The organism is Sphingopyxis sp. Q841 (genome assembly GCF_052384365.1).
Lineage (GTDB): Bacteria > Pseudomonadota > Alphaproteobacteria > Sphingomonadales > Sphingomonadaceae > Sphingopyxis > Sphingopyxis terrae_A.
Genome location: NZ_JBQSUM010000003.1, coordinates 134,162 through 159,105 on the forward strand (window position 1 = coordinate 134,162; position 24,944 = coordinate 159,105).

Annotated in this window: 25 protein-coding genes, 1 tRNA gene and 1 riboswitch; of the genes, 15 read left to right on the top strand and 11 right to left on the bottom strand. The window is 65.7% G+C overall.

All coding sequences use genetic code 11. The features are described from left to right. Positions 1-60 precede the first annotated feature (60 nt). Both groL and ACT17R_RS16020 read left to right on the top strand, forming a co-directional pair. Positions 61-1,704 (top strand): chaperonin GroEL, encoded by a 1,644-nt coding sequence (groL, locus tag ACT17R_RS16015; RefSeq protein ID WP_062900975.1) that lies wholly within the window; start codon positions 61-63, stop codon positions 1,702-1,704. Between the two features lie 127 nt (positions 1,705-1,831). Continuing rightward, positions 1,832-2,614: a glutaminyl-peptide cyclotransferase gene (locus ACT17R_RS16020; RefSeq protein ID WP_444809820.1), complete on the top strand. Its 783-nt coding sequence runs from the start codon at positions 1,832-1,834 to the stop codon at positions 2,612-2,614. Positions 2,615-2,623: 9 nt separating this feature from the next. Here the strand turns inward: ACT17R_RS16020 and ACT17R_RS16025 are convergent, their stop codons facing one another. The 4 genes from ACT17R_RS16025 to ACT17R_RS16040 all read right to left on the bottom strand — a co-directional run bounded on the left by ACT17R_RS16025 (position 2,624) and on the right by ACT17R_RS16040 (position 4,520). Continuing rightward, positions 2,624-3,301, bottom strand: a complete 678-nt coding sequence (locus tag ACT17R_RS16025) for a DJ-1/PfpI family protein (RefSeq protein WP_186401117.1) — start codon at positions 3,299-3,301, stop codon at positions 2,624-2,626. An 18-nt stretch (positions 3,302-3,319) separates the two neighbouring features. Beyond that, positions 3,320-3,400, bottom strand: a riboswitch (ZMP/ZTP riboswitch). A gap of 32 nt (positions 3,401-3,432) precedes the next feature. Further along, a complete protein-coding gene (locus ACT17R_RS16030; RefSeq protein ID WP_186401116.1) occupies positions 3,433-3,639 on the bottom strand; it encodes a hypothetical protein in 207 nt (68 codons plus the stop codon). 78 nt (positions 3,640-3,717) lie between these two features. After that, positions 3,718-4,011 (bottom strand): hypothetical protein, encoded by a 294-nt coding sequence (locus ACT17R_RS16035; protein WP_003042652.1) that lies wholly within the window; start codon positions 4,009-4,011, stop codon positions 3,718-3,720. Between the two features lie 191 nt (positions 4,012-4,202). Beyond that, positions 4,203-4,520: a hypothetical protein gene (locus tag ACT17R_RS16040; RefSeq protein ID WP_003042650.1), complete on the bottom strand. Its 318-nt coding sequence runs from the start codon at positions 4,518-4,520 to the stop codon at positions 4,203-4,205. A gap of 213 nt (positions 4,521-4,733) precedes the next feature. Between ACT17R_RS16040 and ACT17R_RS16045 the strand changes: the two genes are divergently transcribed. The 6 genes from ACT17R_RS16045 to ACT17R_RS16070 all read left to right on the top strand — a co-directional run bounded on the left by ACT17R_RS16045 (position 4,734) and on the right by ACT17R_RS16070 (position 11,950). Then, positions 4,734-5,723 carry an ArsR/SmtB family transcription factor gene (locus tag ACT17R_RS16045; RefSeq protein ID WP_186401115.1) on the top strand — a complete coding sequence of 330 codons (990 nt, stop codon included), beginning with the start codon at positions 4,734-4,736 and terminating at the stop codon, positions 5,721-5,723. Then, entirely contained in the window at positions 5,720-6,658 is a 939-nt protein-coding gene (gene metF / locus ACT17R_RS16050; RefSeq protein WP_186401114.1) for a methylenetetrahydrofolate reductase, read from the top strand. Before ACT17R_RS16045 ends, metF begins: the two co-directional genes overlap by 4 nt. Further along, on the top strand, positions 6,655-7,710 hold the full coding sequence (locus ACT17R_RS16055; protein ID WP_186401113.1) for a homocysteine S-methyltransferase family protein: 1,056 nt from the start codon (positions 6,655-6,657) through the stop codon (positions 7,708-7,710). Before metF ends, ACT17R_RS16055 begins: the two co-directional genes overlap by 4 nt. Beyond that, the gene (locus tag ACT17R_RS16060; protein WP_186401112.1) at positions 7,710-8,234 is read left to right on the top strand and encodes a GNAT family N-acetyltransferase; all 525 of its coding nucleotides are present in this window, start codon (positions 7,710-7,712) and stop codon (positions 8,232-8,234) included. Before ACT17R_RS16055 ends, ACT17R_RS16060 begins: the two co-directional genes overlap by 1 nt. Positions 8,235-8,252: 18 nt before the next feature. Next, positions 8,253-10,874 (top strand): methionine synthase, encoded by a 2,622-nt coding sequence (gene metH / locus ACT17R_RS16065; protein ID WP_186401111.1) that lies wholly within the window; start codon positions 8,253-8,255, stop codon positions 10,872-10,874. A 116-nt stretch (positions 10,875-10,990) separates the two neighbouring features. Beyond that, a complete protein-coding gene (locus ACT17R_RS16070) occupies positions 10,991-11,950 on the top strand; it encodes a right-handed parallel beta-helix repeat-containing protein (RefSeq protein WP_444809821.1) in 960 nt (319 codons plus the stop codon). Positions 11,951-11,973: 23 nt separating this feature from the next. Here the strand turns inward: ACT17R_RS16070 and ACT17R_RS16075 are convergent, their stop codons facing one another. From ACT17R_RS16075 to ACT17R_RS16095, 5 genes are all read right to left on the bottom strand, one after another. After that, positions 11,974-12,480, bottom strand: a complete 507-nt coding sequence (locus ACT17R_RS16075; RefSeq protein WP_062764065.1) for a YbjN domain-containing protein — start codon at positions 12,478-12,480, stop codon at positions 11,974-11,976. Between the two features lie 61 nt (positions 12,481-12,541). Next, complete coding sequence (locus ACT17R_RS16080) at positions 12,542-12,838, bottom strand: accessory factor UbiK family protein (protein WP_058811245.1); 297 nt, start codon at positions 12,836-12,838, stop codon at positions 12,542-12,544. Between the two features lie 50 nt (positions 12,839-12,888). After that, on the bottom strand, positions 12,889-13,440 hold the full coding sequence (locus ACT17R_RS16085) for a TspO/MBR family protein (protein ID WP_186401108.1): 552 nt from the start codon (positions 13,438-13,440) through the stop codon (positions 12,889-12,891). 62 nt (positions 13,441-13,502) lie between these two features. After that, a complete protein-coding gene (locus ACT17R_RS16090) occupies positions 13,503-14,243 on the bottom strand; it encodes a TlyA family RNA methyltransferase (protein ID WP_186401107.1) in 741 nt (246 codons plus the stop codon). Further along, on the bottom strand, positions 14,243-16,183 hold the full coding sequence (locus tag ACT17R_RS16095; protein WP_444809822.1) for a protein-disulfide reductase DsbD family protein: 1,941 nt from the start codon (positions 16,181-16,183) through the stop codon (positions 14,243-14,245). Before ACT17R_RS16095 ends, ACT17R_RS16090 begins: the two co-directional genes overlap by 1 nt. Positions 16,184-16,268: 85 nt before the next feature. Between ACT17R_RS16095 and ACT17R_RS16100 the strand changes: the two genes are divergently transcribed. Together ACT17R_RS16100 and ACT17R_RS16105 are read left to right on the top strand one after the other, a co-directional pair. Continuing rightward, positions 16,269-17,960, top strand: a complete 1,692-nt coding sequence (locus ACT17R_RS16100) for an alkaline phosphatase family protein (RefSeq protein WP_186401105.1) — start codon at positions 16,269-16,271, stop codon at positions 17,958-17,960. A 23-nt stretch (positions 17,961-17,983) separates the two neighbouring features. After that, the gene (locus tag ACT17R_RS16105; RefSeq protein WP_186401104.1) at positions 17,984-18,814 is read left to right on the top strand and encodes a pyrroline-5-carboxylate reductase family protein; all 831 of its coding nucleotides are present in this window, start codon (positions 17,984-17,986) and stop codon (positions 18,812-18,814) included. A gap of 54 nt (positions 18,815-18,868) precedes the next feature. On the opposite strand, the gene ACT17R_RS16110 is transcribed toward ACT17R_RS16105, so the two are convergent. Then, positions 18,869-19,378, bottom strand: a complete 510-nt coding sequence (locus ACT17R_RS16110) for a MarR family winged helix-turn-helix transcriptional regulator (protein ID WP_003042620.1) — start codon at positions 19,376-19,378, stop codon at positions 18,869-18,871. A gap of 78 nt (positions 19,379-19,456) precedes the next feature. Here ACT17R_RS16110 and ACT17R_RS16115 point away from each other — a divergent pair, with 78 nt between their 5' ends. The 4 genes from ACT17R_RS16115 (at position 19,457) to ACT17R_RS16130 (ending at position 23,206) form a co-directional block, all read left to right on the top strand. After that, positions 19,457-20,542 (top strand): branched-chain amino acid aminotransferase, encoded by a 1,086-nt coding sequence (locus ACT17R_RS16115; RefSeq protein ID WP_062900960.1) that lies wholly within the window; start codon positions 19,457-19,459, stop codon positions 20,540-20,542. Between the two features lie 56 nt (positions 20,543-20,598). Next, a tRNA-Gln gene (locus ACT17R_RS16120) sits at positions 20,599-20,673 on the top strand. A 107-nt stretch (positions 20,674-20,780) separates the two neighbouring features. Continuing rightward, the gene (locus tag ACT17R_RS16125) at positions 20,781-22,124 is read left to right on the top strand and encodes a tyrosine-type recombinase/integrase (RefSeq protein ID WP_444809823.1); all 1,344 of its coding nucleotides are present in this window, start codon (positions 20,781-20,783) and stop codon (positions 22,122-22,124) included. Positions 22,125-22,882: 758 nt separating this feature from the next. Continuing rightward, positions 22,883-23,206, top strand: a complete 324-nt coding sequence (locus ACT17R_RS16130; protein ID WP_444809824.1) for a DUF736 domain-containing protein — start codon at positions 22,883-22,885, stop codon at positions 23,204-23,206. 65 nt (positions 23,207-23,271) lie between these two features. Here ACT17R_RS16130 and ACT17R_RS16135 read toward each other — a convergent pair whose 3' ends face one another. Next, a complete protein-coding gene (locus ACT17R_RS16135; protein ID WP_263588726.1) occupies positions 23,272-23,499 on the bottom strand; it encodes a helix-turn-helix transcriptional regulator in 228 nt (75 codons plus the stop codon). Positions 23,500-24,057: 558 nt separating this feature from the next. Here ACT17R_RS16135 and ACT17R_RS16140 point away from each other — a divergent pair. Beyond that, positions 24,058-24,944, top strand: an 887-nt coding sequence (locus ACT17R_RS16140) for an ArdC family protein (protein ID WP_444809825.1), incomplete at its 3' end; no start/stop codon positions are given.

A 24,944-nucleotide genomic window follows, 5' to 3' on the forward strand; every position in this document is an offset into this window, starting at 1 on the left:
TTTGCCGATTTCAGTGTGAAGTTACGCAGTTTTCTGCGCTTTTATTAAAGGAGCATCCTCATGGCTGCCAAGGACGTTAAATTTTCGCGCGACGCACGCGAACGCATCCTGAAGGGCGTCGACATCCTCGCCGACGCCGTCAAGGTCACGCTGGGCCCCAAGGGCCGCAATGTCGTGATCGACAAGAGCTTCGGCGCCCCCCGCATCACCAAGGACGGTGTCTCGGTCGCCAAGGAAATCGAACTCAAGGACAAGTTCGAAAACATGGGCGCGCAGATGCTGCGCGAAGTCGCCTCGAAGGCGAACGACAAGGCCGGTGACGGCACCACCACCGCGACGGTCCTCGCCCAGGCGATCGTCCGCGAAGGCATGAAGTCGGTTGCTGCCGGCATGAACCCGATGGACCTGAAGCGCGGCATCGACCTCGCGGTCACCAAGGTCGTCGAAGACCTCAAGGGCCGTTCGACCGCCGTGTCGGGCTCGTCGGAAATCGCGCAGGTCGGCATCATCTCGGCCAATGGCGACGTCGAAGTCGGCGAAAAGATCGCCGAAGCGATGGAAAAGGTCGGCAAGGAAGGCGTGATCACCGTCGAGGAAGCCAAGGGCCTCGAGTTTGAACTCGATGTCGTCGAAGGCATGCAGTTCGACCGCGGCTATCTGTCGCCCTACTTCATCACCAACCCCGAAAAGATGACGGTCGAACTGGCTGATCCGTACATCCTGATCTTCGAAAAGAAGCTGTCGAACCTTCAGTCGATGCTTCCGATCCTCGAAGCGGTTGTGCAGTCGGGCCGTCCGCTGCTCATCATCGCCGAAGACATCGAAGGCGAAGCGCTCGCGACGCTGGTCGTCAACCGTCTGCGCGGCGGCCTCAAGGTCGCGGCCGTCAAGGCGCCGGGCTTCGGCGATCGCCGCAAGGCGATGCTGCAGGACATCGCAATCCTGACCGCCGGCGAAATGATCAGCGAAGACCTGGGCATCAAGCTCGAGTCGGTCACGCTGAACATGCTCGGCCAGGCGAAGCGCGTCACGATCGACAAGGACAACACCACCATCGTCGACGGTGCGGGTGAAGGCGACGCGATCAAGGCCCGCGTCGAACAGATCCGCGCGCAGATCGAAACCACCACGTCGGATTACGATCGCGAAAAGCTGCAGGAACGTCTGGCGAAGCTCGCCGGCGGCGTTGCGGTGATCAAGGTCGGCGGTGCGACCGAAGTCGAGGTGAAGGAACGCAAGGATCGCGTCGACGACGCGCTGCACGCGACCCGCGCCGCGGTCGAGGAAGGCATCGTCCCCGGCGGCGGTACGGCTCTGCTGTATGCCACCAAGGCTCTCGATGGGCTGAAGGGCGCCAACGACGACCAGACCCGCGGTATCGACATCGTCCGCAAGGCGATCGAAGCGCCGCTGCGTCAGATCGCGGCCAACGCCGGCCATGACGGTGCGGTTGTCGCCGGCAACCTGCTGCGCGAAAACAACCAGGATCAGGGCTTCAACGCCGCGACCGACGTCTATGAAAATCTGAAGGCCGCCGGCGTCATCGACCCGACCAAGGTCGTGCGCACCGCGCTTCAGGACGCTGCCTCGGTTTCGGGCCTGCTCATCACCACCGAAGCGGCGGTGAGCGAGCTTCCCGAAGACAAGCCGGCGATGCCGATGGGCGGCGGCGGCATGGGCGGCATGGGCGGCATGGACTTCTAAGTCCTTACCGTTCGGCGCTCAGCCAACAAGAAACGGGGCCGGAGGAGCAATCCTCCGGCCCTTTTCTGTCCACCCACCTTTTTCCGGGCCATTGCCAGTTCATGCGCCGCAGCATAGCTAGGCGGTCATGAGCCTGCTTCTCGTCCTTGCCGCGCTGCTCGCCGATCCCGCGGCCGCCGTCGCTCCGCCTGCGCCGCCGCCGCGCGCCACGATCGAACGCTGCGGCTACCGGGTGGTCCAGACCTATCCGCACGATCCGTCCTCCTTCACCCAGGGCCTGTTCTGGGACGACGGCCATCTTTACGAAGGGACGGGGCAATACGGCCATTCGCGCATCGCGCGGCTCGACCTGGCGACCGGCAAGGCGCTCGCCGAAACGCCCCTCCCCGCCGACCAGTTCGGTGAAGGGATCACGCGCTGGCGCGACCAGATTATCGGCGTCACCTGGCAGAACGGCATCGGCCATCGCTGGCGCCTCAAGGATCTGAAGCCGGTCGGCGACTTCACCTATTCGGGCGAAGGCTGGGGAGTGACGACGCTCGGCGATACGATCGTGCTCAGCGACGGGACACCGACGCTGCGCTTCTTCGATCCCGCCACGATGGCGGAAAAGCGCCGCGTCACCGTTCGCTTCGGCGGCCGTCCGCTTGCCATGCTCAACGAACTCGAGGCGATCGACGGGCAGGTCTGGGCGAATGTGTGGATGAGCGACGTCATCGTGCGGATCGACCCCGACAGGGGCGCCATCGTCTCCTACATCGACCTGACCGGGCTGCGCAAAGACGCCGGGGTCAGCGACAGCGACAGCGTGCTCAACGGCATCGCGTGGGACGCGAAGGGCAAGCGGCTGTTCGTCACCGGCAAATATTGGCCCAAACTCTACGAGATCGCCCTCGCAAACTGCGCATAGGGGCCGGTTCTAGCTCTTGAGCGCCGCTGCCATCCGCGCCGCCGCTGCGTCATAGACGCGCGCTTTCAACCCCTCGGTCACCGCGGCGGGCGCCCGGTCGGGGTGGCCGCCGGCGAAGGGCGGGGCTGGATCATATTCGATTGCGAGCTGGATCGCCTGCGCGGCCGCGTCGCCCCGCATCCGCGCGACCAGCGTCAGCGCGAAATCGAGGCCCGACGTCACCCCGCCGCTCGTCACGACGGGGCCGTCCTCGACCACGCGCGCCGCTTCGTGGCGCGCACCGACCATCGGCAAGAGATGCGTATAGGCCCAGTGCGTGGTCGCGCGCCGCCCTTCGAGCAGCCCCGCGCGGCCGAGCAGGAAGGCGCCGGTGCACACGCTCGTCACCCAGGTGGCGCCCGCCGCCTGCCGCGCGATGAAATCGATCGTTGCCGGGTCGCCCAACGCTTCGGCGACACCATGTCCGCCGGGAACGCACAGTATATCGGCCTGCGGCGCCGCAGCGAAATCATGCGTCGGCAGGATTGCAAAGCCGCAGTCGGTCGATATCGGATCGAGGCTGGCCGCGGCGCCGATCAACCGCGCGCCGGGCAGGCGGCACAGCGCCTGCGCGGGGGCGGTGAAATCGAGCTGGGTGATGCCGGGAAACAGCAGAAAGACGATGGTGGTTTGCGGTGCTTCGGGCATCGGGATGGTCCTTTTCTGACGGATCACCCAGGCGCGCGGCTCGCATCGGTCCCGCTCCCCGATGGAACTCCATCTTCAGCGCCAGTTGCGGGACGCCTGGCTTCTATCGCGGCAATCGCCTCGGCGAAAGCCTATTTGCCGCCGTCTTCGCCGCTCGCGGCGCTGTCGGCTTTCGTATCGGTGCCGTCGCGGCTTTCGAGCATTTCGGCCGCATCGTCGAGCGCCTTGGCTTCGCTGACCGTGACGCCGCCGGGGCCGGGCTCATTGTCGGTGCGGCTGCAGCCGGCAACGAGGCACAGGGCCGCGGCCAAGGCCGCGCAGGTTGGAAATTTCGTCATGTCGGCTCCTGCGAAAAGGGGCTCCGCCATTCCGGCGAAGCCCCTCTTTCCCTATCAGGCCAAGGGCCTGCCGACGACTTACTTGTCGTTGGCTTCGGCCTTCTTGGTTTCTTCCTGAATCTTGTCACCCGCGGCAGCAGCGGCGTCGCCAGCGGCATTCACGGTGCCTTCGACGGCGTTGCCGGCGTCCTTCGCGGCATCGGCGGTCGCGTCAGCGGCGTCGGCCGCCCCATCGGCGACGGCATCGCCCGCGCTGGCGGCATCGGCGGCGATCGCATCGCCGGCTTCAGACGTTTCCTGCTGCGCCTTTTCCGAGCAAGCGGCGAGGCTGAAGGCCGCTGCGGCCATCGAGGCGAGGATGATCTTGCGCATATATGTTCCTTTCGATGTGCAAGCGGCCGGATAACCGGCCACTGGGCGCGGAGACTAACTGCGCCTGCCCGGCTTGGCAACCGTGCGGCGGGACGCGGTGGCCGCGGGGTATTGATCGCAAAAGGAAAAGGGGCCGCCGACGCATGTCGACGACCCCCGATTTCCTTGCCTGTGCAGGCGAAAGTGGAAGCTTACTTCTTCGCTTCTTCCATCTTCGCGGCAGCGGCATCGGTCGCTTCCTTGGCGGCCGCAGCGGCTTCGCTGGCCTTGTCGGCAGCTTCGCCAGCCTTGTCGGCAGCATCGCCGGCGGCAGCGGCAGCGTCGGTCGCGGCCGAAGCGGTCGCGTCGGCGGCGCTCGAAGCGGCTTCCATCGCGCCGTCGGCGGCGCCTTCGACGGTTTCGGTGGCCGCGGTGTCGGCCGGAGCGGCTTCATCAGCAGCCTTCTGCGAGCAAGCGGCAACGCTCAGCGACGCAGCGAGGACGAGCGACAGAGTGATCGACTTCTTCATTTGGGATACCCCTCTTGATTGAACTTCTCGACCGGCGGGCGGACCGGACCAATGCGATCCTGCTCCCGTTGATCGGGCGCCGGAATTACAAGGTTGTAAGTGGGGGCGCAACGGACTTTTTGTCCCAGGGGTGGCGTTCGTCGCAATCGCGCGCGCCGTCGTTGCTCGACAATTCGTTGACCACATATAAAGAAGTCTTTATATGATACTGCTATGAGCGAGCTGATCGACATTTTCCGGGCCCTGGCCGACCCGACGCGGTTGCGCGTCGTTGCCTTGCTGCGCGAGATGGAGCTGGCGATCGGCGAACTGGCGGCGGTGCTCGAACAGAGCCAGCCGCGCGTTTCGCGCCACGTCCGCATCCTGGCCGAAGCCGGGATCGTCGAGCGCCGCCGCGAGGGGAGCTGGGTCTTCCTGCGCATCGCCGAACAGGGGCCGGGCGCCGACATGGCTGCTGCTGCGGGGTCTTGGCCCTTCTCGGCGCGCGAGGCGCTGGTGATCGCGCAGGATGCGCGCCGACTTGCCGCGGTTCGCGCCGAGCGCGCAGCGGTGGCCGAACGCTATTTCGCCGACCATGCGGCCGAATGGGATGCGATCCGGTCGCGCCACGTCGCCGAAAGCGAGGTCGAGGACGCGATGGTCGCGATGATGCACGGGCGCGCGCTGGGCCATCTGCTCGACGTCGGCACCGGCACCGGGCGCATGGCCGAAATCTTCGCGCCAACGGCGCAGCGGATCACCGCCCTCGACCGCAGCCCCGAAATGCTGCGCATCGCGCGCGCCAAACTGTCGGATCAGGCAGTGCCGGTCGATCTGGTGCAGGGTGATTTCCTCGCGCTGCCCATCGCCGACGCCAGCGTCGATTCGGTGGTTATCCACCAGGCGCTGCACTTTGCGCACGAACCCGAGCGGGTCATCGCCGAAGCCGCCCGCGTGCTGCGTGATGGCGGGCATTTGCTCGTCGCCGATTTTGCGCCGCACGAGGATGAGGAGCTGCGCGCTCTGGCGGCGCACGCGCGCCTCGGCTTTTCGGATACGCAGATCGGCGGCTGGTTCGCCGCGTCGGGGCTGACGCTCGAACGGACGCAAACACTCGAAGGCGGTGCGCTCGCGGTCAAGCTGTGGCTTGGCGCGCGCCGCCGTGACCAGGATCAACCCCCCGTCGCCGAGGGCGACGGCGAAGGCAAAAGGCTCGCCGCATGACCACTTCCCTCGACGCGCTGGCCGAAGCGCGCCGCGCTGCGGCGTCGCCGCTGTTCGCCAATCTGGAAGGCGACATCGGGGTCAGTTTCGAATTCTTTCCGCCCAAGACCGAGAAGATGGAGGCGCAGCTGTGGGACACGTTCCGCACGCTCGAGCCGCTGGCGCCGCGCTTCGTATCGGTAACTTATGGTGCGGGCGGATCGACGCGCGAGCGCACCCATGCGACGGTGGCGCGGATCGCGTCCGAAAGCGCGGTGCCGCCCGCCGCGCACCTGACCTGCGTCGAGGCGTCGCGCGGTGAAATCGAAGAGGTTGCGCGCGCCTATTGGGACGCGGGCGTGCGGCATATCGTCGCGCTGCGCGGCGATGTCCCCGGCGGCGGTGCGTATCGGGCGCATCCCGATGGTTTTGCCAATGCGGTCGAGCTCGTCGCCGGGTTGAAGCGGATCGCGCCGTTCGACATTTCCGTCGCCGCTTATCCCGAGGTGCATCCCGACGCCGATTGCCCGCAGGCCGATCTCGACAATCTGAAGCGTAAGCTCGATGCCGGGGCGACGCGCGCGATCACGCAATTCTTCTTCTCGCCCGAAGCCTTCCTGCGCTTCCGCGACGCCGCGGATGCGGCGGGCATCGACGCGCCGATCGTGCCGGGCATCCTGCCGGTGTCGAACGTCTCGCAGACGCGGCGCATGGCCGATATGTGCGGCACCGCAATCCCCGCATGGATGATCGCGCTGTTCGAGGGGCTCGACGACCTGCCCGCCGCGCGTCAGCTCGTTGCCGCGACGGTCGCGGCCGAAATGTGCCGCCGCCTCTACGCGGGCGGGGTACGCGATTTTCACTTCTACACGCTCAACCGCGCCGAACTCAGCTATGCGATCTGTCATATGCTGGGGTTGCGGCCGGTGGCGCCGGCAAAGGATAAGGCGGCATGATCTCAGCGCGCGAGGCCCTGATCGCGGCGGCGAAGGATCGCATCCTGCTCACCGATGGTGGCTGGGGCACCCAGATCCAGCTTCGCAAGCTCGGCGAAGCCGATTATGCGGGATCGCTCCGCCTCGGTCACGACCAGAAGGGTAATAACGACATCCTTGCGCTGACGCGGCAGGATGTCGTGACCGCGATCGGCGAGGCCTATCTCGCCGCCGGATCGGACATCGTCTCGACCAACACGTTCAGCGCGAACCGGATCAGCCAGGCCGATTATGGCGCCGAAGCGCTGGTTGCTGACATCAACCACGAAAGCGCGCGCCTGGGGCGCGAAGCGGCCGACAAGTTCGCGGCTGAGGACGGCCGGCGCCGCTTCGTCGCGGGCGCGGTCGGGCCGACGAACAAGACGCTGTCGCTGTCGCCCGACGTCAACAATCCCGGCTATCGCGAGATCGATTTCGACGAATTGAAGGACGTCTATCGCGAACAGGTAATCGCGCTGGCTGAAGGCGGAGCCGATTTCATCCTGATCGAGACGATCTTCGACACGCTGAATGCCAAGGCCGGCATCGCCGCGACGATCGAGGCGGAGGCGAAGGTCGGGCGCGAGCTGCCGCTGATGATCTCGATGACGCTCACCGACCTGTCGGGCCGCAACCTGTCGGGCCACACGGTCGAGGCTTTCTGGTATGCGGTGCGTCATGCGAAGCCGCTGACAGTAGGGCTCAACTGCTCGTTCGGCGCGGCGCAGCTTCGCCCGCATGTCCGCGTGCTCTCCGACCTCGCCGACACGCTGGTGATGGTCTATCCGAACGCCGGCCTGCCCAACGAGCTTGGCGAATATGACGAACTGCCCGACACGACCGCGGCGCTGGTCCGCGAATGGGCCGACCATGGTCAGGTCAACATCCTCGGCGGCTGCTGCGGATCGACCCCGGCGCATATCGCGGCGATGGCAAAGGCCGTACAGGGCCTCCCCGCGCGCCGGATTCCCGAGGTGCCGGTGCGCACGCGCCTTGCCGGGCTGGAACCCTTCACGATGGCGGCGGCATCCTGATGGAGGACGGACCGACATGGGCGATCCGCGAGGCCGGAGAGGCTGATGCCGCCGCGTTGGCATTGATCGGCGCCGCGACCTTCCTCGAAACCTTCGCGGGCATTCTCGACGGCCAGGCGATCGTCGGGCATTGCGCGGCGCAGCATCAGGAGGCCGCCTATCGCGCCTATCTGGCGTCGGGCGCGCGCGCCTGGCTTGCCGAGGCGCAGCCGGGCGGCGCGCCGATCGGCTTCGCGCTGATCGGCCGGCCCGACCTCGCCGCTGCCGAGGCGGGCGACATCGAACTCAAGCGCATTTATTCGCTGTCTCGTTTTCATGGCAGCGGACTTGGCGCCGCCCTGATGCGCTGCGCTCTTGACGCTGCGGCAGGGCATCGCCGCCTGTTGCTCGGCGTTTACGCCCGCAACGAACGGGCGCTCGCTTTCTATCGCAAGCAGGGCTTCGTCGACGTCGGGACACGCCAGTTCAACGTCGGGGGAAAGCTCTACGACGACCGCGTTCTCGCCCGCCCGCTTGCTGCCTGATTCTCTTTGGACCGTTCGATGACCGCAACTCTCTCCTCCTCCTCGTTCGTCAACATCGGCGAACGCACCAACGTCACCGGCTCCGCCGCCTTCAAGCGGCTGATCCTCGCCGACGATTTCACCGCGGCGGTCGAGGTCGCGCGCCAGCAGGTCGAAAATGGCGCGCAGGTCATCGACGTGAACATGGACGAAGGCCTGCTCGACGCCGTGCGCGCCATGACGACCTTCCTGAAGCTGATCGCCGCCGAACCCGACATCGCGCGCGTGCCGGTGATGATCGATTCGTCGAAGTGGGAGGTGATCGAAGCAGGGCTGAAATGCGTCCCCGGCAAGCCGATCGTCAATTCGATCAGCATGAAGGAGGGCGAGGAGGCTTTCCTGGACCATGCACGCAAATGCATGGCCTATGGCGCCGCGGTTGTCGTGATGGCGTTCGACGAGGTGGGACAGGCCGACACCAAAGAGCGCAAGATCGAGATTTGCGAGCGTGCCTACAAGCTGCTGATGACCATCGGTTTTCCGCCCGAGGACATCATCTTCGACCCCAATATCTTCGCGGTCGCGACGGGGCTCGAGGAGCATGACAATTATGCGGTCGATTTCATCGAGGCGGTGAAGGAAATCCGCGTCCGCTGTCCGCACGTCCATTTCTCGGGCGGGCTGTCCAACCTCTCGTTCGGCTTTCGCGGCAACGAGACGGTGCGCCGCGCGATGCACAGCGTCTTCCTCTATCACGCAATCCCCGCCGGGCTCGACATGGCGATCGTCAACGCGGGGCAGCTCGACGTCTATGACACGATCGACCCCGAACTGCGCACCGCGTGCGAGGATGTCATCCTCAACCGCAAGGTGGAGGGCGAGGAACTGAGCCCGACCGAGCGGCTGATCGCGCTCGCCGAACGCTACAAGGGCAGCAACGCGGCGCAGGAAAAGGCGGCCGAGGAATGGCGCGGCTGGCCGGTCGAAAAGCGGCTCGAACATGCCTTGGTCAAGGGCATCGACGCGCATGTCGTCGACGATACCGAAGAGATGCGGCTGCTGATGGACCGCCCGATCGAGGTGATCGAGGGGCCGTTGATGGACGGCATGAATGTCGTCGGCGACCTGTTCGGCTCGGGCAAGATGTTCCTGCCGCAGGTCGTCAAATCGGCGCGCGTCATGAAAAAGGCGGTCGCGCATCTGCTGCCCTTTATCGAAGCCGCCAAGGAACCCGGCGCGAAGGGCAAGGGCAAGGTCGTGATGGCGACCGTGAAGGGCGACGTCCATGATATCGGCAAGAACATCGTCGGCGTCGTGCTGCAATGTAACGGGTTCGAGATCGTCGATCTGGGCGTCATGGTGCCCTGGCCGAAAATCCTCGAGGCGGCGAACGAGAATGACGCCGACATGATCGGCCTGTCGGGCCTAATCACCCCCTCGCTCGACGAGATGGTGACGGTGGCCGAGGAAATGCAGCGCGCCGGCATGACGATGCCGCTGCTGATCGGCGGCGCGACGACGTCGAAGGTCCATACCGCGCTGCGCATCGACCCCGCCTATCAGGGGCCGGTCCTGCACGTGCTCGATGCGAGCCGCGCGGTCGGTGTCGCGACCTCGCTCGTCAGCGACACCGGGCGCGATGCGTTCGTTCGCGGTTACAAGTCGGATTACGAACATATCCGCGACGTGCGCGCCAACAAGGGGCAGAGCGCGCTGGTGCCGATCGACGATGCGCGCGCTAACGGCTTCGTCGTCGACGAGCATATCCGGCCGTTCCCGCCCGAAAGGCCCGGCGTCCATGTGTTCGACAATTGGGATCTGGCTGAACTCGTCGAATGGTTCGACTGGACGCCCTTTTTCCGCGCATGGGAGCTGGCGGGCAATTACCCGGCGATCCTCGACGACGAAATCGTCGGCGAAAGCGCGACGAACCTCTATGCCGACGCGCGCGCGATGCTCGAAAAGATCATTGGCGAGGGCTGGCTTCACGCGCGGGGCGTCGCGGCGCTATGGCCTTGCCGACGCGAAGGCGACGATGTCATCATTCACCTTGCCGAGGAAGAACGGCATGTCCGTATCCCCTTCCTGCGCCAGCAGATCGCGAAGCGCGAAGGGCGCCCGAATATGTGCCTCGCCGATTTCGTCAGCCACGACGGCGACTGGATCGGCGGCTTTTCGGTCGCTATCCACGGCATCGAGCCGCACCTTGCGCGCTTCAAGGCGGCGCACGACGACTATAGCGACATATTGCTGAAGGCGCTCGCCGACCGCTTCGCCGAAGCCTTTGCCGAACGGCTCCACGCGTATGTCCGCACCGATCTGTGGGGCTATGCGCCCGCCGAACAATTGACGCCAGAGGCAATCATCAAGGAAGAATATCGCGGCATCCGTCCCGCGCCCGGTTATCCCGCGTGCCCGGATCACAGTCTGAAGCCGATCCTCTTCGACCTGCTCGATGCCGGGGCCAATTCGGGGGCAACGCTGACCGAGAGCTTTGCCATGCTGCCGACCGCAGCGGTTTCGGGCTTCTATTTCGGCCATCCCGACGCAAGCTATTTCGGGGTCGCGCGCGTGGGGGAAGATCAGCTTGCCGACTATGCCGTGCGGCGCGGCGTCGATATCGAAACCGCCCGCCGCTGGCTGCGTCCGAACCTCGACTGACATCGGTAAAGGGGGCGGGTTAACCCGGCGGGGGAGGGCTGTCCGACAAAGGGACAGCGCCTTCGTTAACCAGCTTCGCGAAGGACGTGGGGCCGCAGAAGGGGTATGGCGCGGCGATGATCCAGATGCTCCTTCGTCGGCCCATGCTGCCGCTCCTCGCCCTGCCGATGCTGTTCGCGCCCGCGCCGCTGCCCGCGCAGGCGGGGGCAGCGCCCTATGTCGTCGCCGAAAGCGGCCGCGCCTTCGGGCGGCTTCAAGAGGCGGTCGACGCGATCGGCGATGGCGACGGCACGATCCGCATCGCGACGGGCTATCATCGCGATTGTGCGGTCCAGACCGCCGGCCGCGTTGCCTTCGTCGCGGCCGAGGCAGGGCGCGCGATCTTCGACAGCGTGAGCTGCGAGGGCAAGGCGGCGCTGGTGCTGCGCGGCCGCGCCGCGCGCGTCGACGGTCTGGTGTTCCAGAATATGCGCGTTCCCGACGGCAATGGCGCGGGCATCCGGCTCGAACAGGGCAATCTCGACGTGGCGAACAGCCTGTTCCGCAACAGCGAGGAAGGGATTTTGACCGCCAATGATCCGGCGGCGACGCTGACGATCGACCGCTCGACCTTTTCGCGCCTTGGCCGCTGCGACCGCGGGCTGAGCTGCGCGCACAGCGTCTATACCGGCGAATATGGACGCGTCGTCGTGACGCACACGCGCTTCGAAAAGGGCAGCGGCGGCCATTATCTGAAGGCCCGCGCGCGCGAGGTCGAAATCAGCGACAATAGTTTCGACGATACGCAGGGGACCGCGACCAATTATCTCATCGATCTGCCCTCTGGTTCGACCGGACGGATCACGGGCAATCTGCTCGTCCAGGGGCGCGACAAGGAAAATTACTCGGCGCTGATCGCGGTCGCAGCCGAGAGCCGCGACAATCCGTCGCGCGGGCTGGTGATCGAGGGCAATCGCGCGAGCATCCCGCAGGGCATCGGCCGATCCTCGGTGTTCGTCGCCGACTGGAGCGGCGAGCCGCTGGCGATCGGGGCCAATCAGATCGGCCCCGGCCTCAAGCCCTTCGAAAAGCGGTAAGCAAGCGCGCCCGGCGCGGCGGGTCAGGCCTCGCCGCGCGTCTCGATCAGCGACGCGGCCAGCGCCTCGGCGGGCGTCTTGCCGCCCCACAGCACGAACTGGAACACCGGGTAAAAGCGCTCGCATTCGTCGATAGCGCTTTCGACCAGCGTTTCGGTGATGTCGAGCGGCATCGCCGCATCGCTGCCGATCAGCATCGCGTGACGATAGAGTATGGTGCCGCTGTTTGACCATAGCTCGAAATGGCCGAGCCAGAGTTGTTCGTTGATCATCGCGAGCGCTTCATGCGCGACGCTGCGCTTGTCCTCGACGACGCGGATGTCGGGGAAGGCGAGCAGTTGCAGCACCCCGTCCTCGGGCCGCCACACCGCGCGCAACTCATAGGTCGTCCAGCTGCCCTGTGCGGTCGCGACGATCTCGTCCTCGCCGATCATTTCGTGCGGCCAGTCGTGCGCCGCAAAATAGGACGCCAGCATATCCATCGGCGCGGCTTCCTGGCCGTCCTCGTCGTCGTAAATATCGTCGGTCATGGCTGCGCCCTTAGCGCGACTTTGGCCGGGTGGCGAGTCGCGCGGGGGAAAGCCCGCTCCGTTACTTCTTGGGTGCGGCGCGGGGCTTGGCCGGCGCCTTCGCGGCGGCGGCCGGCTTTGCCGCGGCTTCGAGCTTGTCGAGCCGCGCCTTCAGCGCGTCGGCTTCGGCGCGTGCCTTGGCCGCCATTTCTTTCACCGCCTCGAATTCCTCGCGGCTCACAAAGTCCATGCGGCCGACGAATTCCTTCGCGCGTTCGCGCATCGCGGTTTCGGCTTCGCGTCCGGCACCGGCGACGGTGCCTGCGATACCGTTGACCATCTTGGCCAGATCGTCGAAAAACCGGTTTTCGCTTTGCATTATCCTGTCCTTTGTCGGGGTCGTCCCCTGTATTCACCCAAATCGGGTCGTCATCCTATCTGGGAGGTCGCGGCGGCCGGCACAAGGGTTTCGGCGTCGGGGTTGCGCTGATCGATCTGGAAATTCAGGATCGTCGCGAAGCTGAGCCATATCATATAGGGGACGAGCAGCCACGCCGCCGCCTTGCGGATCCGCGCAAAGGCAAAGGTCGTCGCGATCGTCACCATCAGGATGAAAATGACGAGATAGAGCGCGGCGGTCACCTGATGCATGCCGAAAAAGAGCGGCGACCAGGCGAAATTGGCGATCAGCTGCACGAAGAACAGCGCCAGCGCAAAGCCGCGCCCGCGCGCGCCGCGCGCGTGGAGGATCATCGCCAGCGCCAGGCCGAGCAGGACATAGAGCGTCGTCCACACGACCCCGAAGACCCAGCCGGGCGGAACGATCGCGGGCCGGTCGAGCGCCATGAACCAGCGATTGTCATAGCCGCTGTTCGAGAGCAGACCCATCAGGCTGCCGATCAGGACGAGCGCCGGGACGGTGAACATCGCCCAGCGCCAATAGGACATGCGTAGCTGACCGGGGGTGGCAATCTCGCTCATGCATCTGGTCCTTCGCGCGCGAATCTGTGTCGGTCATGCTGTCGCGGCGCGCACCGCCCGCGTCAAGCTGCGGATTTCGTAGCCGCAATCAGAAATTCGACATTTCCTTCGGGTCCGGTGATCGGACTTTCGACCGTCTCAACGACGCGCCAGCCCGAACGTTCCAGCCAGTCGCGCACCTCGGAGCAGACGCGGGCGTGCACCGCGGCGTCGCGTACCACGCCCTTTTTGCCGACCTCGTGCCGTTCGGCTTCGAACTGCGGCTTGATCAGAGCGACGAGGCGCGCGCCCGCTTTGGCAAAGGCCATCGGCACCGGCAGCACCTTCGACAGCGCGATGAAGCTCGCGTCGCAGACGATGAGATCGACCGGCTCGGGAATATGATCGGCGGTCAGGATGCGCGCGCTCGTCTGCTCGTGGACGATGACGCGGTCGTCCTGCCGCAACTTCCAGGCGAGCTGGTTGGTCCCCGAATCGACCGCATAGACGCGTGCCGCGCCGCGGTTCAGCATCACGTCGGTAAAACCCCCGGTCGACGATCCCACGTCGATCGCCACCGCGCCCGCAATATCCCAGCCCAGATGCGTCAGCGCATGGTCGAGTTTGATCCCGCCGCGCGACACCCATGGATGGTCGCGGCCCTTGACGCTGATCGCGGCATCCTCGGCGATCTGCTGCCCCGCCTTGTCGATCTTGCGGTCGCCGACGAAGGCGAGGCCGGCGAGGATCAGCGCCTGCGCGCGCGTCCGGCTTTCGGCGAGTCCGCGATCGACAAGCAGCTGGTCGGCACGCTGCTTCGCCATCAGTCGCCTGTCCGGTCGGTGAGAAGTCCCGGCGTCAGGATCTGCGGCAGGATTTCGGGTTCGGACTTTCCCGGCGCGTACCAGAGGTAAAGCGGCACGCTGTTGCGGCCATGCTCGGCCAAGGCACGCGTGATGGCGGGGTCGCCGTTGGTCCAGTCGCCGACGAGCGTGACGACGCCCGCCTTGTCGAACGCATCCTGCACCGCCTCGCGGTTGATCGCGCCTGCCTCGTTAGCCTTGCACGACAGGCACCAGTCGGCGGTGAAATAGACGAACACGGGCTTTCCCGTCGCACGCGCCTTGGCAAGCGCCGCCGCCGAATAGCGATCGGCCGAGACTTCGATTCCCGCGCCATGCCCCGCCTCGCGCCCGTCAACCTGTCGCCACAGGAGGACGGCGAGGGCGAGCGCGGTCAGGGCCATCGGTAGCGCCATCCATTTGCGGAAGGTCGCCATCCACGGTCCCGGCTTGGGCATGCGATTGCGGAGCGCAGGCACGAAGCCGACGGCCAGAAAGGGGAGGGCGATACCAAGACCCAGCCCGCCGAAAATCGGCAGGGCAGCCCAGGCCGGAAGGACCAGCGTGGCGCCGAGCGCGGCGCCGAGCAAGGGGCCGCTACACGGCGTGGCGACAAAGGCCGCGAGCGCGCCGGTCCAGAAACCGCCCGCCGCGCCGCTCTGGTTTGCGAGCCGTTGGCCGCCGCCGAACGACGGCAGTTCGAAGACGCCCAGCAGATTGAGCGTGATGGCGAGCGCGAGCAGCAGCAGCACGAACACGCTCGCCGGATGCTGCAGTTGAAAGGCCCAGCCGACCTGCTCGCCCGCCGCGCGCAGGCCGAGCAGCAGCGCGCCGAGCAGTAGCGCGGTGAGCGCCGCACCCGCCGTATAGGCCACAGCCTCGACCTTCGCGGCGCGTGCATCGTCGCCCGACCGCGCAAGGCTGAGTGCTTTCAGGCTCAGGATCGGAAAGACGCAGGGCATCAAATTGAGGATCAATCCGCCGACGATCGCGCCGCCGAGCGCGGTCCAGAACAGCGCCAAGTCGATACCGGCCCCGCCGCCGGAGCCGCCCCCGGCGATCGCCTTGCCGGCCGCCGGAACCGCGCCGGGGACGAAGCGTACGGAAAGGCCACGGTCCTGGTCGAGCTTGAGCAGCGTGTCGATTTCCCCTTGCGCGTTGCCCTTGCCCGCCGTTTCGATCACGATCCAGTCCCCGTTGCGGCTGAAGCGCTGCACTGCCGGATAATCGACGACGCCTTGGGTCGCTGCGAACAGATGCGGTACCGTCAACGATGTTCCCTCGGGCAGCGGTACGGCGAAGCGCACCATCGCGCCGCGGCGTTCCCACCGGCCCGCGCGGTCGAGCGGCTGCGGCAGCTTGGCGCGCCATGCGTCGAATTGCTGCTGCGCGCCCGCTGCGATGGCTCCGTCGCCAGCCTTCATCGCGACCGAGATCACCGCTTTTTCGGGAACGCAGATCTTGTCGGTGCAGGCGAGCCAGTTGGCGATGCCGGTCAGCGTCAGGTCGGTCCCCGGCGCGACGCTCTTGTCGACGCGGACATCGGCGAGCAGCGCATAGGGATGTTCATAGACATGGTTCATCAGCCCAAAGAGCGTCAGCGCCTCGGGAACCGGATAGCGAAAGGCGCCTACGGTGACGCCTGGCGGCGCGTTCCATTCGACTTGCATGCCGAAACCGGCGTCGCCGCCGTTCGACCAATAGCCGTGCCAACCCTTATCGGGGGTCATCGCGAGGGCAATCGTCGTCGCTCCGCCGGGCGACGGTACCACCGATTCGGCGACCAGCCGCGGCGCGATATGCGTGGTCTGCGCCTGCGAAGGAGCGAAGGCGAGCAGAACCAGGGCGAGCAGCGCCAGCAGCGCGCGCGCCGTCGCTGATGCACATCGGTCTGTCACAAAGCCGTCTTTCGCGCGATCCATGCCTGTCCTGTGTCTGCCTGTCGTTCGAGGCTTGCCATATAGGCGGCTTTCGTCGAGAGGACAGCCCGCGCTGACGACCCCAGCCATGGAGATGTTCCCCGTGAAGCTCAAAAGCCTGACCACCGTTCTCGCTGCCACCCTCTGTTTCGCAAATGCCGGAGCCGGCCTTGCGCAGGATTCGGCGCCACCGGTCGCAAAGGTTACGGCGGCAACCCCGCCGCCCAAGCTGATCGTCGCAATCTCCGTCGACCAGTTTTCGGCCGATCTGTTTGCCGAATATCGCAGCCATTACACCGGCGGTCTCGCGCGGCTTGCGTCGGGCGTGGTATTTCCGGCGGGGTATCAGTCGCACGGCGCGACCGAAACCTGCCCCGGCCATTCGACGATCCTGACCGGAAATCATCCGGCGCACACCGGGATCATCGCGAATAATTATTTCGACCTCTCGGTCGCCCGGTCCGACAAGCGCGTCTATTGCGCCGAGGACGAAACCGTGCCGGATACAAGTTCGGGCGGCGGCAAATATGCGGCATCGGTGAATCATCTGATGGTCCCGACACTCGGCGATCTGATGAAGGCGCGCGATCCGAAAGCGCAGATCGTCTCGGTCGCAGGCAAGGATCGCGCCGCGATCATGATGGGCGGGCGCAAGGCGGACGAGCTGATGTGGCTGTTTCCGGGCGGCCTCACCAGCTATCGCGGCATCACGCTGTCGCTGGTCGCGCAGCAGGCAAGCAGCGCGATCGCCGCGGCGATTGGCCAGGCGCGCCCCGCGATGGACCTGCCCGCCGATTGCGCGTCACACAATATCGCGATCCCGATTGACAAGGGCGGCACGGTCGGCACCGGCCGCTTTCAGCGCGATGGCGGCGATTTCCGCCGCTTCATGGCCTCGCCCGAAGCGGACGGCGCGGTGCTCGCCGCCGGCGCCGCGCTGCGCGCTGCGCGCAAGCTGGGTGAGGGCACCACGACCGATCTATTGATCCTCGGCCTGTCGGCGACCGACTATATCGGCCACAGCACGGGCACCGAGGGCGCCGAGATGTGCATCCAGATGCACGCGCTCGACCAGCAGCTCGGCGACTTCTTCGCACGGCTCGATGCGACCGGCATCGACTATGCCGTCGTGCTGACCGCCGACCATGGCGGTCACGATCTCCCCGAACGCAACCGCCAAAACGCCTGGCCCGCCGCTGAACGCGTCGATGCCGCGCTCGATCCCGAAGCGATGGGCAAGGCGGTGGCCGAAAAGCTCGGCCTGCCGCAGCCGCTGCTCTATGGCGACGGCCCGTTCGGCGACATGTATCTGTCGAAGGCGTTGACCCCCGCGCAGCGCAGGGCGGCGCTGGACGAGCTGGTAGCGCGCTACCGCGCCCACCGCCAAGTCGAGGCGGTGGTGACCGGCGAGGAACTGGCGAACCATCCGATCTCGAAGCGGTCGCCCGACGTGTGGACGCTGATGGACAAGCTGCGCGCTTCCTATAATGCGCAGCGTTCGGGCGATTTCATTGTCGTGCTCAAACCGCGCGTCACGCCGATCCCCGAATCGGGCCTCGGCTATGTCGCGACGCACGGTTCGGTATGGGACTATGACCGCCGCGTGCCGATCCTTTTCTGGCGCAAGGGGCTCACCGCCTTCGAACAGCCGAATGCCGTGATGACGGTGGATATCATGCCGACGCTTGCCGCGCTCATTGACCTGCCGGTCGCCGCGGCCAAGATCGATGGCCGCTGCCTCGACCTGCTTTCGGGTCCGGAAAGCAGTTGCCGTCCGTAAAGAAGAATGAAGAACAAGGAATCATGACGAAGACTTTGGGAAAATTTGCCGGCCGGATGCTGCTGGTCGGTTGCGGCAATATGGCGGGCGCGATGCTCGATCGCTGGCTCGTCGCGGGGCTCGATCCGGCGCGGGTCGCCGTCGTCGATCCGCTCGCGGCGCCGCGCGAAGGCACCGCGCATTTCACCTCGCTTGCCGACTGGCGGGCGGCGGGTCAGGCCGCCGACTGGATCATGCTCGGCATGAAGCCGCAGCAATTGGGCGAGGTCGCTGGCGATCTGGCGGCGGTCGCGGGTGGCGAGGTGCATCTGCTCTCGATCCTCGCCGGCGTCTCGCTCGCCGATCTCGCGGTCCGTTTTCCCGAAGCGCGGGCGCAGGTCCGCATCCTTCCCAATCTGGCCGCGCGCATCGGCGCTGGGGTTTCGGCCGTGACCAGTACGGGTGATGCCGACGGTGCCGCGATCGAAGCGCTGCTCAAGCCGCTCGGCGAGATCGTTGCGCTCCCCGACGACGGCATGATGGACCTCGTTACCGCGTTCACCGGCAGCGGTCCGGCCTTCGTCTTTCGCCTGATCGAAGCCTATGCAGCGGCGGGCGAGCGGCTTGGCCTTTCGGGCGACGATGCGCTCAAGCTTGCGACCGCGACCTTTGGCGGAGCGACCGCCCTGCTCGCGCGCAGCGGCGAAAAGCCGGGCGCGCTCGTCGCGCAGGTCGCGAGCAAGGGCGGCACGACGCAGGCCGGGCTCGACATCCTCGACGAAGGCGGCGAACTCGTTGCGCTGATGACCAATGTCCTGCGCGCGGCGCGCGATCGCGGCCGCGAACTCGCCGATCTTGCCCGCGGCGAAGATTGATCGGCGCGCCCGCAAAGGCGTGGGCCGTGACAGCGCCGGGCGGCTATCGCCCGCTCAGCTCTCGCTGCCCAGCCTGGCGACGCGCTGCCGCTCGCGCGGCGACATCAACGCTTCGTTGACCTGCCAGAAGCCGGTGACCGCCGCCTGACCCGCATGGGTGTAGGCGCGGCTCATCGCGTCGCGTAGCTGCCCGAAGACCGCAGCCTCGACGGCGCGTCCGGCGGGAGTGAGCCGTAGTTCCTTCTGCCGCCGGTCGCGGTTGCCCGGGCGCGTGACGAGCATCTCGCGCGCCTCCAGATCCTTGATGACCCGGCCGAGCGACTGTTTGGTGATGCCGAGCAGCGCAAGCAGGTCCGAAATCGTCAGCCCCGGCTGGCGCGCGATGAAGTAAAGCGCGCGGTAATGCGCGCGTCCGAGGCCGTTTTCGGCCAGCCGCGCATCGCCCGCGCGCCACAGCGCGCCATGGCCGAAAAACAGGAATTCGATGCCGCGGCGCACCTCCTCTTCACGCAAGAAAAGGGCAGAGGCAGCGGGAACTTGTGAAAGAAAATTTTCATCGGCCATGGCGACTACCGTTGCGCGCGGCGCCGCGCTTTGGCAAGAGGCGCGCACCGAGTCACTGCCAAGAGGTTAGGTTTTTCCATGTCCGCACCCGCTTTCACCCGTCTTCCGCATCCGAACCCGACGGCGGACGATGTACGCGCGGCGGCGATTGCGGACCCGGTCTTCGGCCGCGTCTTCACCGATCATATGGTCTCGATCCGCTACAAGGAAGGCCAGGGCTGGCACGATGCGCAGGTGATGCCGCGCGGCCCCTTGTCGCTTGATCCGGCGACCGCGGTCCTTCATTATGCGCAGGAGATATTCGAAGGGCTGAAGGCCTATCGGCTCGACGACGGATCGATGGCACTGTTCCGTGCCGAGGCGAATGCCGCACGCTTCAACGCCAGCGCCCGCCGCATGGCGATGGCCGAGCTGCCCGAGGACCTGTTCCTTGCCGCGGTGCGCGAGATTGTCCGCGTCGATGCCGACTGGTTCCCGAAGGTGCAAGGCGGCGCGCTCTATCTGCGCCCCTTCATGTATGCGAGCGAGGTGTTTCTGGGCGTCAAGCCTGCCGCCGAATATCATTTCCTCGTCATCGCCTCGCCGGTTGGCAATTATTTCAAGTCGGGCGCGCCGGCCGTCTCGCTGTGGGTGTCGGAAGACTATACCCGCGCCGCGCCCGGCGGCACCGGCGCCGCCAAATGCGGCGGCAATTATGCCGCGAGCCTGATTGCGCAGCAGGAAGCGATCGCAAAGGGTCACGATCAGGTCGTCTTCCTCGACGCCGCGGAGCATCGCTGGATCGAGGAACTGGGCGGCATGAACATGTTCTTCGTCTTCGACGATGGCAGCATTGTCACCCCGCCGCTCACCGGCACGATCCTGCCCGGCATTACCCGCGACGCCATCATCACACTGGCGCGCGATGCGGGCCTGACGGTGCGCGAGGAACCCTATGCGATCGACCAGTGGCAGGCCGATGCGACCAGCGGCAGGCTGACCGAAAGCTTTGCGTGCGGCACCGCGGCGGTCGTGACCCCTGTCGGCAAGGTGACGCGCGGCGCCACCAGTTTCACCGTCGGCGCCGGCGGCCCCGGACAGGTGACGGCGATGCTGAAGGACAGGCTTGTCGACATCCAGCGCGGCCGCGCCGCCGACCCGCACGGCTGGGTCACGCGCCTCTGATCCGGCGCCTTGCCAATCGGTCGCGAGACGCTATAGAGCGCCCTCGCACCGGCCGATGGGGCGTAGCCAAGCGGTAAGGCAGCGGTTTTTGGTACCGCCATGCGCAGGTTCGAATCCTGCCGCCCCAGCCAGCCGGTGTTTTCAGAAGCGCTCACTAGGCCGCAGGGCGTCTCATCTAAATCAATAGAAACAATGAGTTATCTTGAGACGGAATCGTATTTCCGCTCAGGCCGTCCCCTTGCAGCTCGACCCGTTTTTGGTCAATTTGTTGGTACGCATTTCGCGCTTACCAACAAATTTTCCGTGCGCAGGATTCGAAGTTGCAGCCAGGGGGGAAGGTACCAACATGCTTACCAACGTCGCGCTCAAGGCGCTCAAACCCGGCCCCAAACCCTACAAGAAAGCGGATGGCGGCGGGCTGTTCGTTCTCGTCCAGCCCAATGGAACGAAGGTCTGGCGCTTTGCCTATCGCTTCGAGGGCAAGCAGAAGCTGCTCTCGGGCGGGCCATTTCCTGCGACCACGATCCTGGCGGCGCGAGCGTGGCGCGATATGATGAAGCATCAACTCGCGCTCGGGCTTGATCCGTCGCAGGAGCGCCGAAAAGCCAAGGCGCGATCATCGGGGCCTCATGCTGATGTCGTAAACACATTCGAGCATGTGGCCCGCGAATGGCTCGAGACGCGTTTGCTTAGCTGGTCGCCGCGATACGCCGCCTTGGTCGTCGGCCGGCTTGAAGCGGACATATTCCCGGTTATCGGCTATCTCGATATCGACACCATCACACCGCGTCAGATGCTCGAGGCGATCCGCAAGATACAGGCGCGCGGCGCGATCGAAATGGCGCACCGCGTCAAAAATCACTGCAGCGAGATCTTTCGATATGCAATTCCGGATGGTCGATGCGAGAGCGATCCCTGCCGCGACCTCACGCCGGCGCTAACCAAGACGCGGCCGGTCAAGCATCACCCGAAGGTCGCGGCCAAGGACCTCCCGACGTTCTTTGCCAAGCTCAACGCGGACGGGGCCGAGCGAATGAGTCATCTCGCCCTTCGCTGGACCATCCTCACGATGGTTCGGACCCAGGAGACGCGGTTTGCCGAGTGGGATGAATTTGAAGATCTCGATGGCGCCAATCCCTTGTGGCGGATTCCTGCCGCGCGAATGAAAATGCGATCCGAGCATCTTGTCCCGTTGCCGAGGCAGGCGCTTGAGTTGCTAAAAGAGATCAACGACATCAATCTCTATCGCAAGGCGGGGAACTTGAAGCTCGGCCGCTACCTCTTTCCAGTCGCCTACACCAAATCACGCGTAATCAGCGAGAATCGGATGCTCGACATCATGTATCGGATCGGTCTGCGTGGAAAAGCAACGGTTCACGGGTTCCGCGGCCTCGCCAGTACGGTGCTGAACGAAAGCGGACTATTCAAGGGCGACTGGGTCGAGATGCAGCTCGCGCATCAACCAGGAGGGGTCCGCGGCGCCTATAATGCAGCGCGCTATTTGGCGCATCGCCGCCCAATGCTGCAGTGGTGGGCGGATTATCTCGACGAAGCGGAACGCAAGGGCGAGAGGGCTGGGTAGCGGGTCAGCTCTGGTAGAAAGTCTGGCCGTCTCCTCAACGTAGATTCTGCGTTTGCCCGCCTCATTTCATGCGGACCCAAATTGACGCGCCGGCCTAGTGGGCCGGCGCGGCGCTTCTGATTTTGCGCGCGCCATTGCCGCAATCGGCGACGGCGACGGCGCTCGGCTCGGCCAAAGAAAGAGGCGACGCGAAGTCACCTTCACGCCGCCCCAAACGAAGGATGCTGCATCCGTCGCCTCACCGTCCGTCACATGCCTGGGGTCGCAATCCGACACGCCGGCTCAGCAGTCGGGGCTGCTGTTAGAATCCTCCTTGCGGCTTGATCGTACGAGAACGCGAAAACGCGCGCCGTCGGCATCATTGTCATGCTCGCTGAAAGCGGGTGCGGGCACGAAGCGGCTATTATGTGCGGGGCTCGGACGTCCCGGTCACGCCTAGCACGCTTTGAACTTACGTTTAAACTGCGATGATTGATTCTTCGGATAGCTGCTGCTCGCTCTAACTGTCCTGCGGAACCATCCCCGGCGACGGGCGACTGACCTGGACCGGGGCGCCGCCCCGCGAAAGTGCGCGCGGCGCGATTATGTCCCCGCCTGCTGCGCAGTCTCCTCGCGGCCGCTTCGCTTTCAAATAATCACGCCGCCCGCACTCCTCCGCTGCGCTGCGGCCTTGCTGGTTCGCGATGCGCCTCAAGCGCCGGTCTCTGGTCCGCCCATGCCGCAGGGATGGTCCCGCGGCACAGTGAAGGAGACGACCAATGGCAGCTATCGGCTTTGTGAACGGCACCATCGACAAGGGCTTCGTGGGCCAGCTCAAGACCCTCTCGATCCGCGCAGCGATCGAGATCCGCACCAACCGCTCGAAGAGCGGCGATGTTCAGCCCGACTACCGGGTCTATTCCGAAGGCGTCGAGATCGGTGCCGGCTGGATCCGCGTCGGCCAGCAGTCAGGCGAACGCTATGTGTCGCTGAGCCTCGCCGCGCCCGAGTTCGGACCGCACCGGCTTTATGCCAACCTCGGCCGCGCTGCCGGTCAGGAAAGCGATGACGCCTATGCGATCATCTGGAATGCGGTCGACTGAGACGGCAGCCGCCCCGCGCCGCGATCTGCGGCGCGGGGATCTGCCGTGCCGGGACAGTTCAATCCTCAGGCAGCGTCGCGAGCGCGCTCGAGATCGGCGAGCGTGAAGGACATGGGATTGCGAAGCCAGACGTCGACTTCGCCGACGCGCCAACCGCAGCAGCGTGTCGCGAGCTTGTGCTGCGGCGGAAAGGTGCCGGCTCGGATCTTCCGATAGAGGGTGGCGCGGCTGAGCCCGGTCAGGTTGAGGACTTCGGTGAGCCGCATGAGGCGGAGGGGGGACTGATATGCCATGTGATGCTTCTCCATGTTTCGGGGGATCATGTTCCGGCGTGAGAGCATTGAAGGCCATTGAGAGGGGCATCGTCAACACCGCAGAAAAGCGCCATTTATTGGATCGTAGTTTAGCGTAGTTTAGCGTATGTGCGCTGGCGTAGGCTGGCGTACGCTGGCGTATCCTGGGGGGCTGCAGCGTGCTGTGGCGTAGGCGAACATATTTTTCTCAAATCGTCTCGCCCCCGGCGTCGCCGCTGGACATTGAGGCCGTCAATGAGGCCGTCGGCGACGGCCGCGCCTAAAATGACGCGCCGCGAGCGGCACCGATTCGGTTTGATTCGCGCGGATGCAGTCGCCGCTTCGCGGCGGCGTCGTTTGGTTCCGGCACGGGAGGGACGCAGGCGGGCGTCACTCGCCTCTAGCCCCGCCCGGCCCGGCCGCAACCCGCGCTGCGGGTCCTCCATTGCATTTCGGTCCTGCGGATGCAGCCCGCCCGATCATGCGGGTCTGCCGGCTCCTTCCTGCCGCCCCCCTGCGCCCCTTCCGGGCCGGGCCGCGGTTGGAAGGAGAAGGGATATGAAACATCAGAAGGTCGAGCGGCAGAGCCTCTATGCCGAGGTCACGGAGCGCATCATCGCTGAGCTTGAAGACGGGCGGCTGCCGTGGGTGCAGCCATGGGACCGCGCGGCGTGCGGATGCACGATGCCGCAGAATGCGGGAACGGCGCGCAGGTACAGCGGCATCAATGTGCTGATCCTGTGGGCCGAGGGCATCGCCAAGGGCTATGGCTCGCAGCGCTGGCTTACCTATCGGCAAGCCGAGGCAGCAGGCGGCAATGTCCAGCGCGGCGAGAAGGGCACGGTCATCTGTTACGCCGACCGGTTTACGCCTAAGGCCGAAGCCGAAGCAGCGCGCGACGAAGATCGCGAGGCGCGGCAGGTGGCGTTCCTCAAGCGCTTCGTCGTGTTCAACGTCGACCAATGCGAGGGCCTGCCCGAGGATTACACCGTCCCCATGATCAGCCCCGACCCGGTGCTGGCGATCGCCGAGGCCGATGCGCTGATCTCTGCGAGCGGCGCGCGCTTCCAGATCGGCGGCGGCGAAGCCTTCTACAGCCCGAGCCATGACCTTGTGCAGGTGCCGCCGCAGGCGGCGTTCCACGAGCCTATCAACTGGTATCGCACCGCGCTCCACGAGCTCGGGCATTGGACCGGTCACGCCAGCCGCTTGGACCGCGATCAGAAGGGCGGGTTCGGATCGGAGGCCTATGCCCGCGAAGAACTTGTCGCCGAGATGGCGGCGGCGTTTACCTGCGCGTCGCTCGGTATCGCGCCCACGGTCCGCCATTCGGATTATATCGGCTCGTGGCTGTCGGTGCTGCGCAGTGACGAGAAGGCGATCTTCCGCGCGGCAAGCGCGGCCAGCAAGGCGAGCGACTATCTGCTCGCCTTTGCGGGAGACGA

Bases quoted from the DNA above. Each gene is read 5' to 3' on its own strand.
- groL (WP_062900975.1), top strand. From the start codon at position 61: ATGGCTGCCAAGGACGTTAAATTTTCGCGCGACGCACGCGAACGCATC.
- ACT17R_RS16020 (WP_444809820.1), top strand. From the start codon at position 1,832: ATGAGCCTGCTTCTCGTCCTTGCCGCGCTGCTCGCCGATCCCGCGGCC.
- ACT17R_RS16025 (WP_186401117.1), bottom strand. From the start codon at position 3,301: ATGCCCGAAGCACCGCAAACCACCATCGTCTTTCTGCTGTTTCCCGGC.
- ACT17R_RS16030 (WP_186401116.1), bottom strand. From the start codon at position 3,639: ATGACGAAATTTCCAACCTGCGCGGCCTTGGCCGCGGCCCTGTGCCTC.
- ACT17R_RS16035 (WP_003042652.1), bottom strand. From the start codon at position 4,011: ATGCGCAAGATCATCCTCGCCTCGATGGCCGCAGCGGCCTTCAGCCTC.
- ACT17R_RS16040 (WP_003042650.1), bottom strand. From the start codon at position 4,520: ATGAAGAAGTCGATCACTCTGTCGCTCGTCCTCGCTGCGTCGCTGAGC.
- ACT17R_RS16045 (WP_186401115.1), top strand. From the start codon at position 4,734: ATGAGCGAGCTGATCGACATTTTCCGGGCCCTGGCCGACCCGACGCGG.
- metF (WP_186401114.1), top strand. From the start codon at position 5,720: ATGACCACTTCCCTCGACGCGCTGGCCGAAGCGCGCCGCGCTGCGGCG.
- ACT17R_RS16055 (WP_186401113.1), top strand. From the start codon at position 6,655: ATGATCTCAGCGCGCGAGGCCCTGATCGCGGCGGCGAAGGATCGCATC.
- ACT17R_RS16060 (WP_186401112.1), top strand. From the start codon at position 7,710: ATGGAGGACGGACCGACATGGGCGATCCGCGAGGCCGGAGAGGCTGAT.
- metH (WP_186401111.1), top strand. From the start codon at position 8,253: ATGACCGCAACTCTCTCCTCCTCCTCGTTCGTCAACATCGGCGAACGC.
- ACT17R_RS16070 (WP_444809821.1), top strand. From the start codon at position 10,991: ATGATCCAGATGCTCCTTCGTCGGCCCATGCTGCCGCTCCTCGCCCTG.
- ACT17R_RS16075 (WP_062764065.1), bottom strand. From the start codon at position 12,480: ATGACCGACGATATTTACGACGACGAGGACGGCCAGGAAGCCGCGCCG.
- ACT17R_RS16080 (WP_058811245.1), bottom strand. From the start codon at position 12,838: ATGCAAAGCGAAAACCGGTTTTTCGACGATCTGGCCAAGATGGTCAAC.
- ACT17R_RS16085 (WP_186401108.1), bottom strand. From the start codon at position 13,440: ATGAGCGAGATTGCCACCCCCGGTCAGCTACGCATGTCCTATTGGCGC.
- ACT17R_RS16090 (WP_186401107.1), bottom strand. From the start codon at position 14,243: ATGGCGAAGCAGCGTGCCGACCAGCTGCTTGTCGATCGCGGACTCGCC.
- ACT17R_RS16095 (WP_444809822.1), bottom strand. From the start codon at position 16,183: ATGGATCGCGCGAAAGACGGCTTTGTGACAGACCGATGTGCATCAGCG.
- ACT17R_RS16100 (WP_186401105.1), top strand. From the start codon at position 16,269: ATGGAGATGTTCCCCGTGAAGCTCAAAAGCCTGACCACCGTTCTCGCT.
- ACT17R_RS16105 (WP_186401104.1), top strand. From the start codon at position 17,984: ATGACGAAGACTTTGGGAAAATTTGCCGGCCGGATGCTGCTGGTCGGT.
- ACT17R_RS16110 (WP_003042620.1), bottom strand. From the start codon at position 19,378: ATGGCCGATGAAAATTTTCTTTCACAAGTTCCCGCTGCCTCTGCCCTT.
- ACT17R_RS16115 (WP_062900960.1), top strand. From the start codon at position 19,457: ATGTCCGCACCCGCTTTCACCCGTCTTCCGCATCCGAACCCGACGGCG.
- ACT17R_RS16130 (WP_444809824.1), top strand. From the start codon at position 22,883: ATGGCAGCTATCGGCTTTGTGAACGGCACCATCGACAAGGGCTTCGTG.
- ACT17R_RS16135 (WP_263588726.1), bottom strand. From the start codon at position 23,499: ATGGCATATCAGTCCCCCCTCCGCCTCATGCGGCTCACCGAAGTCCTC.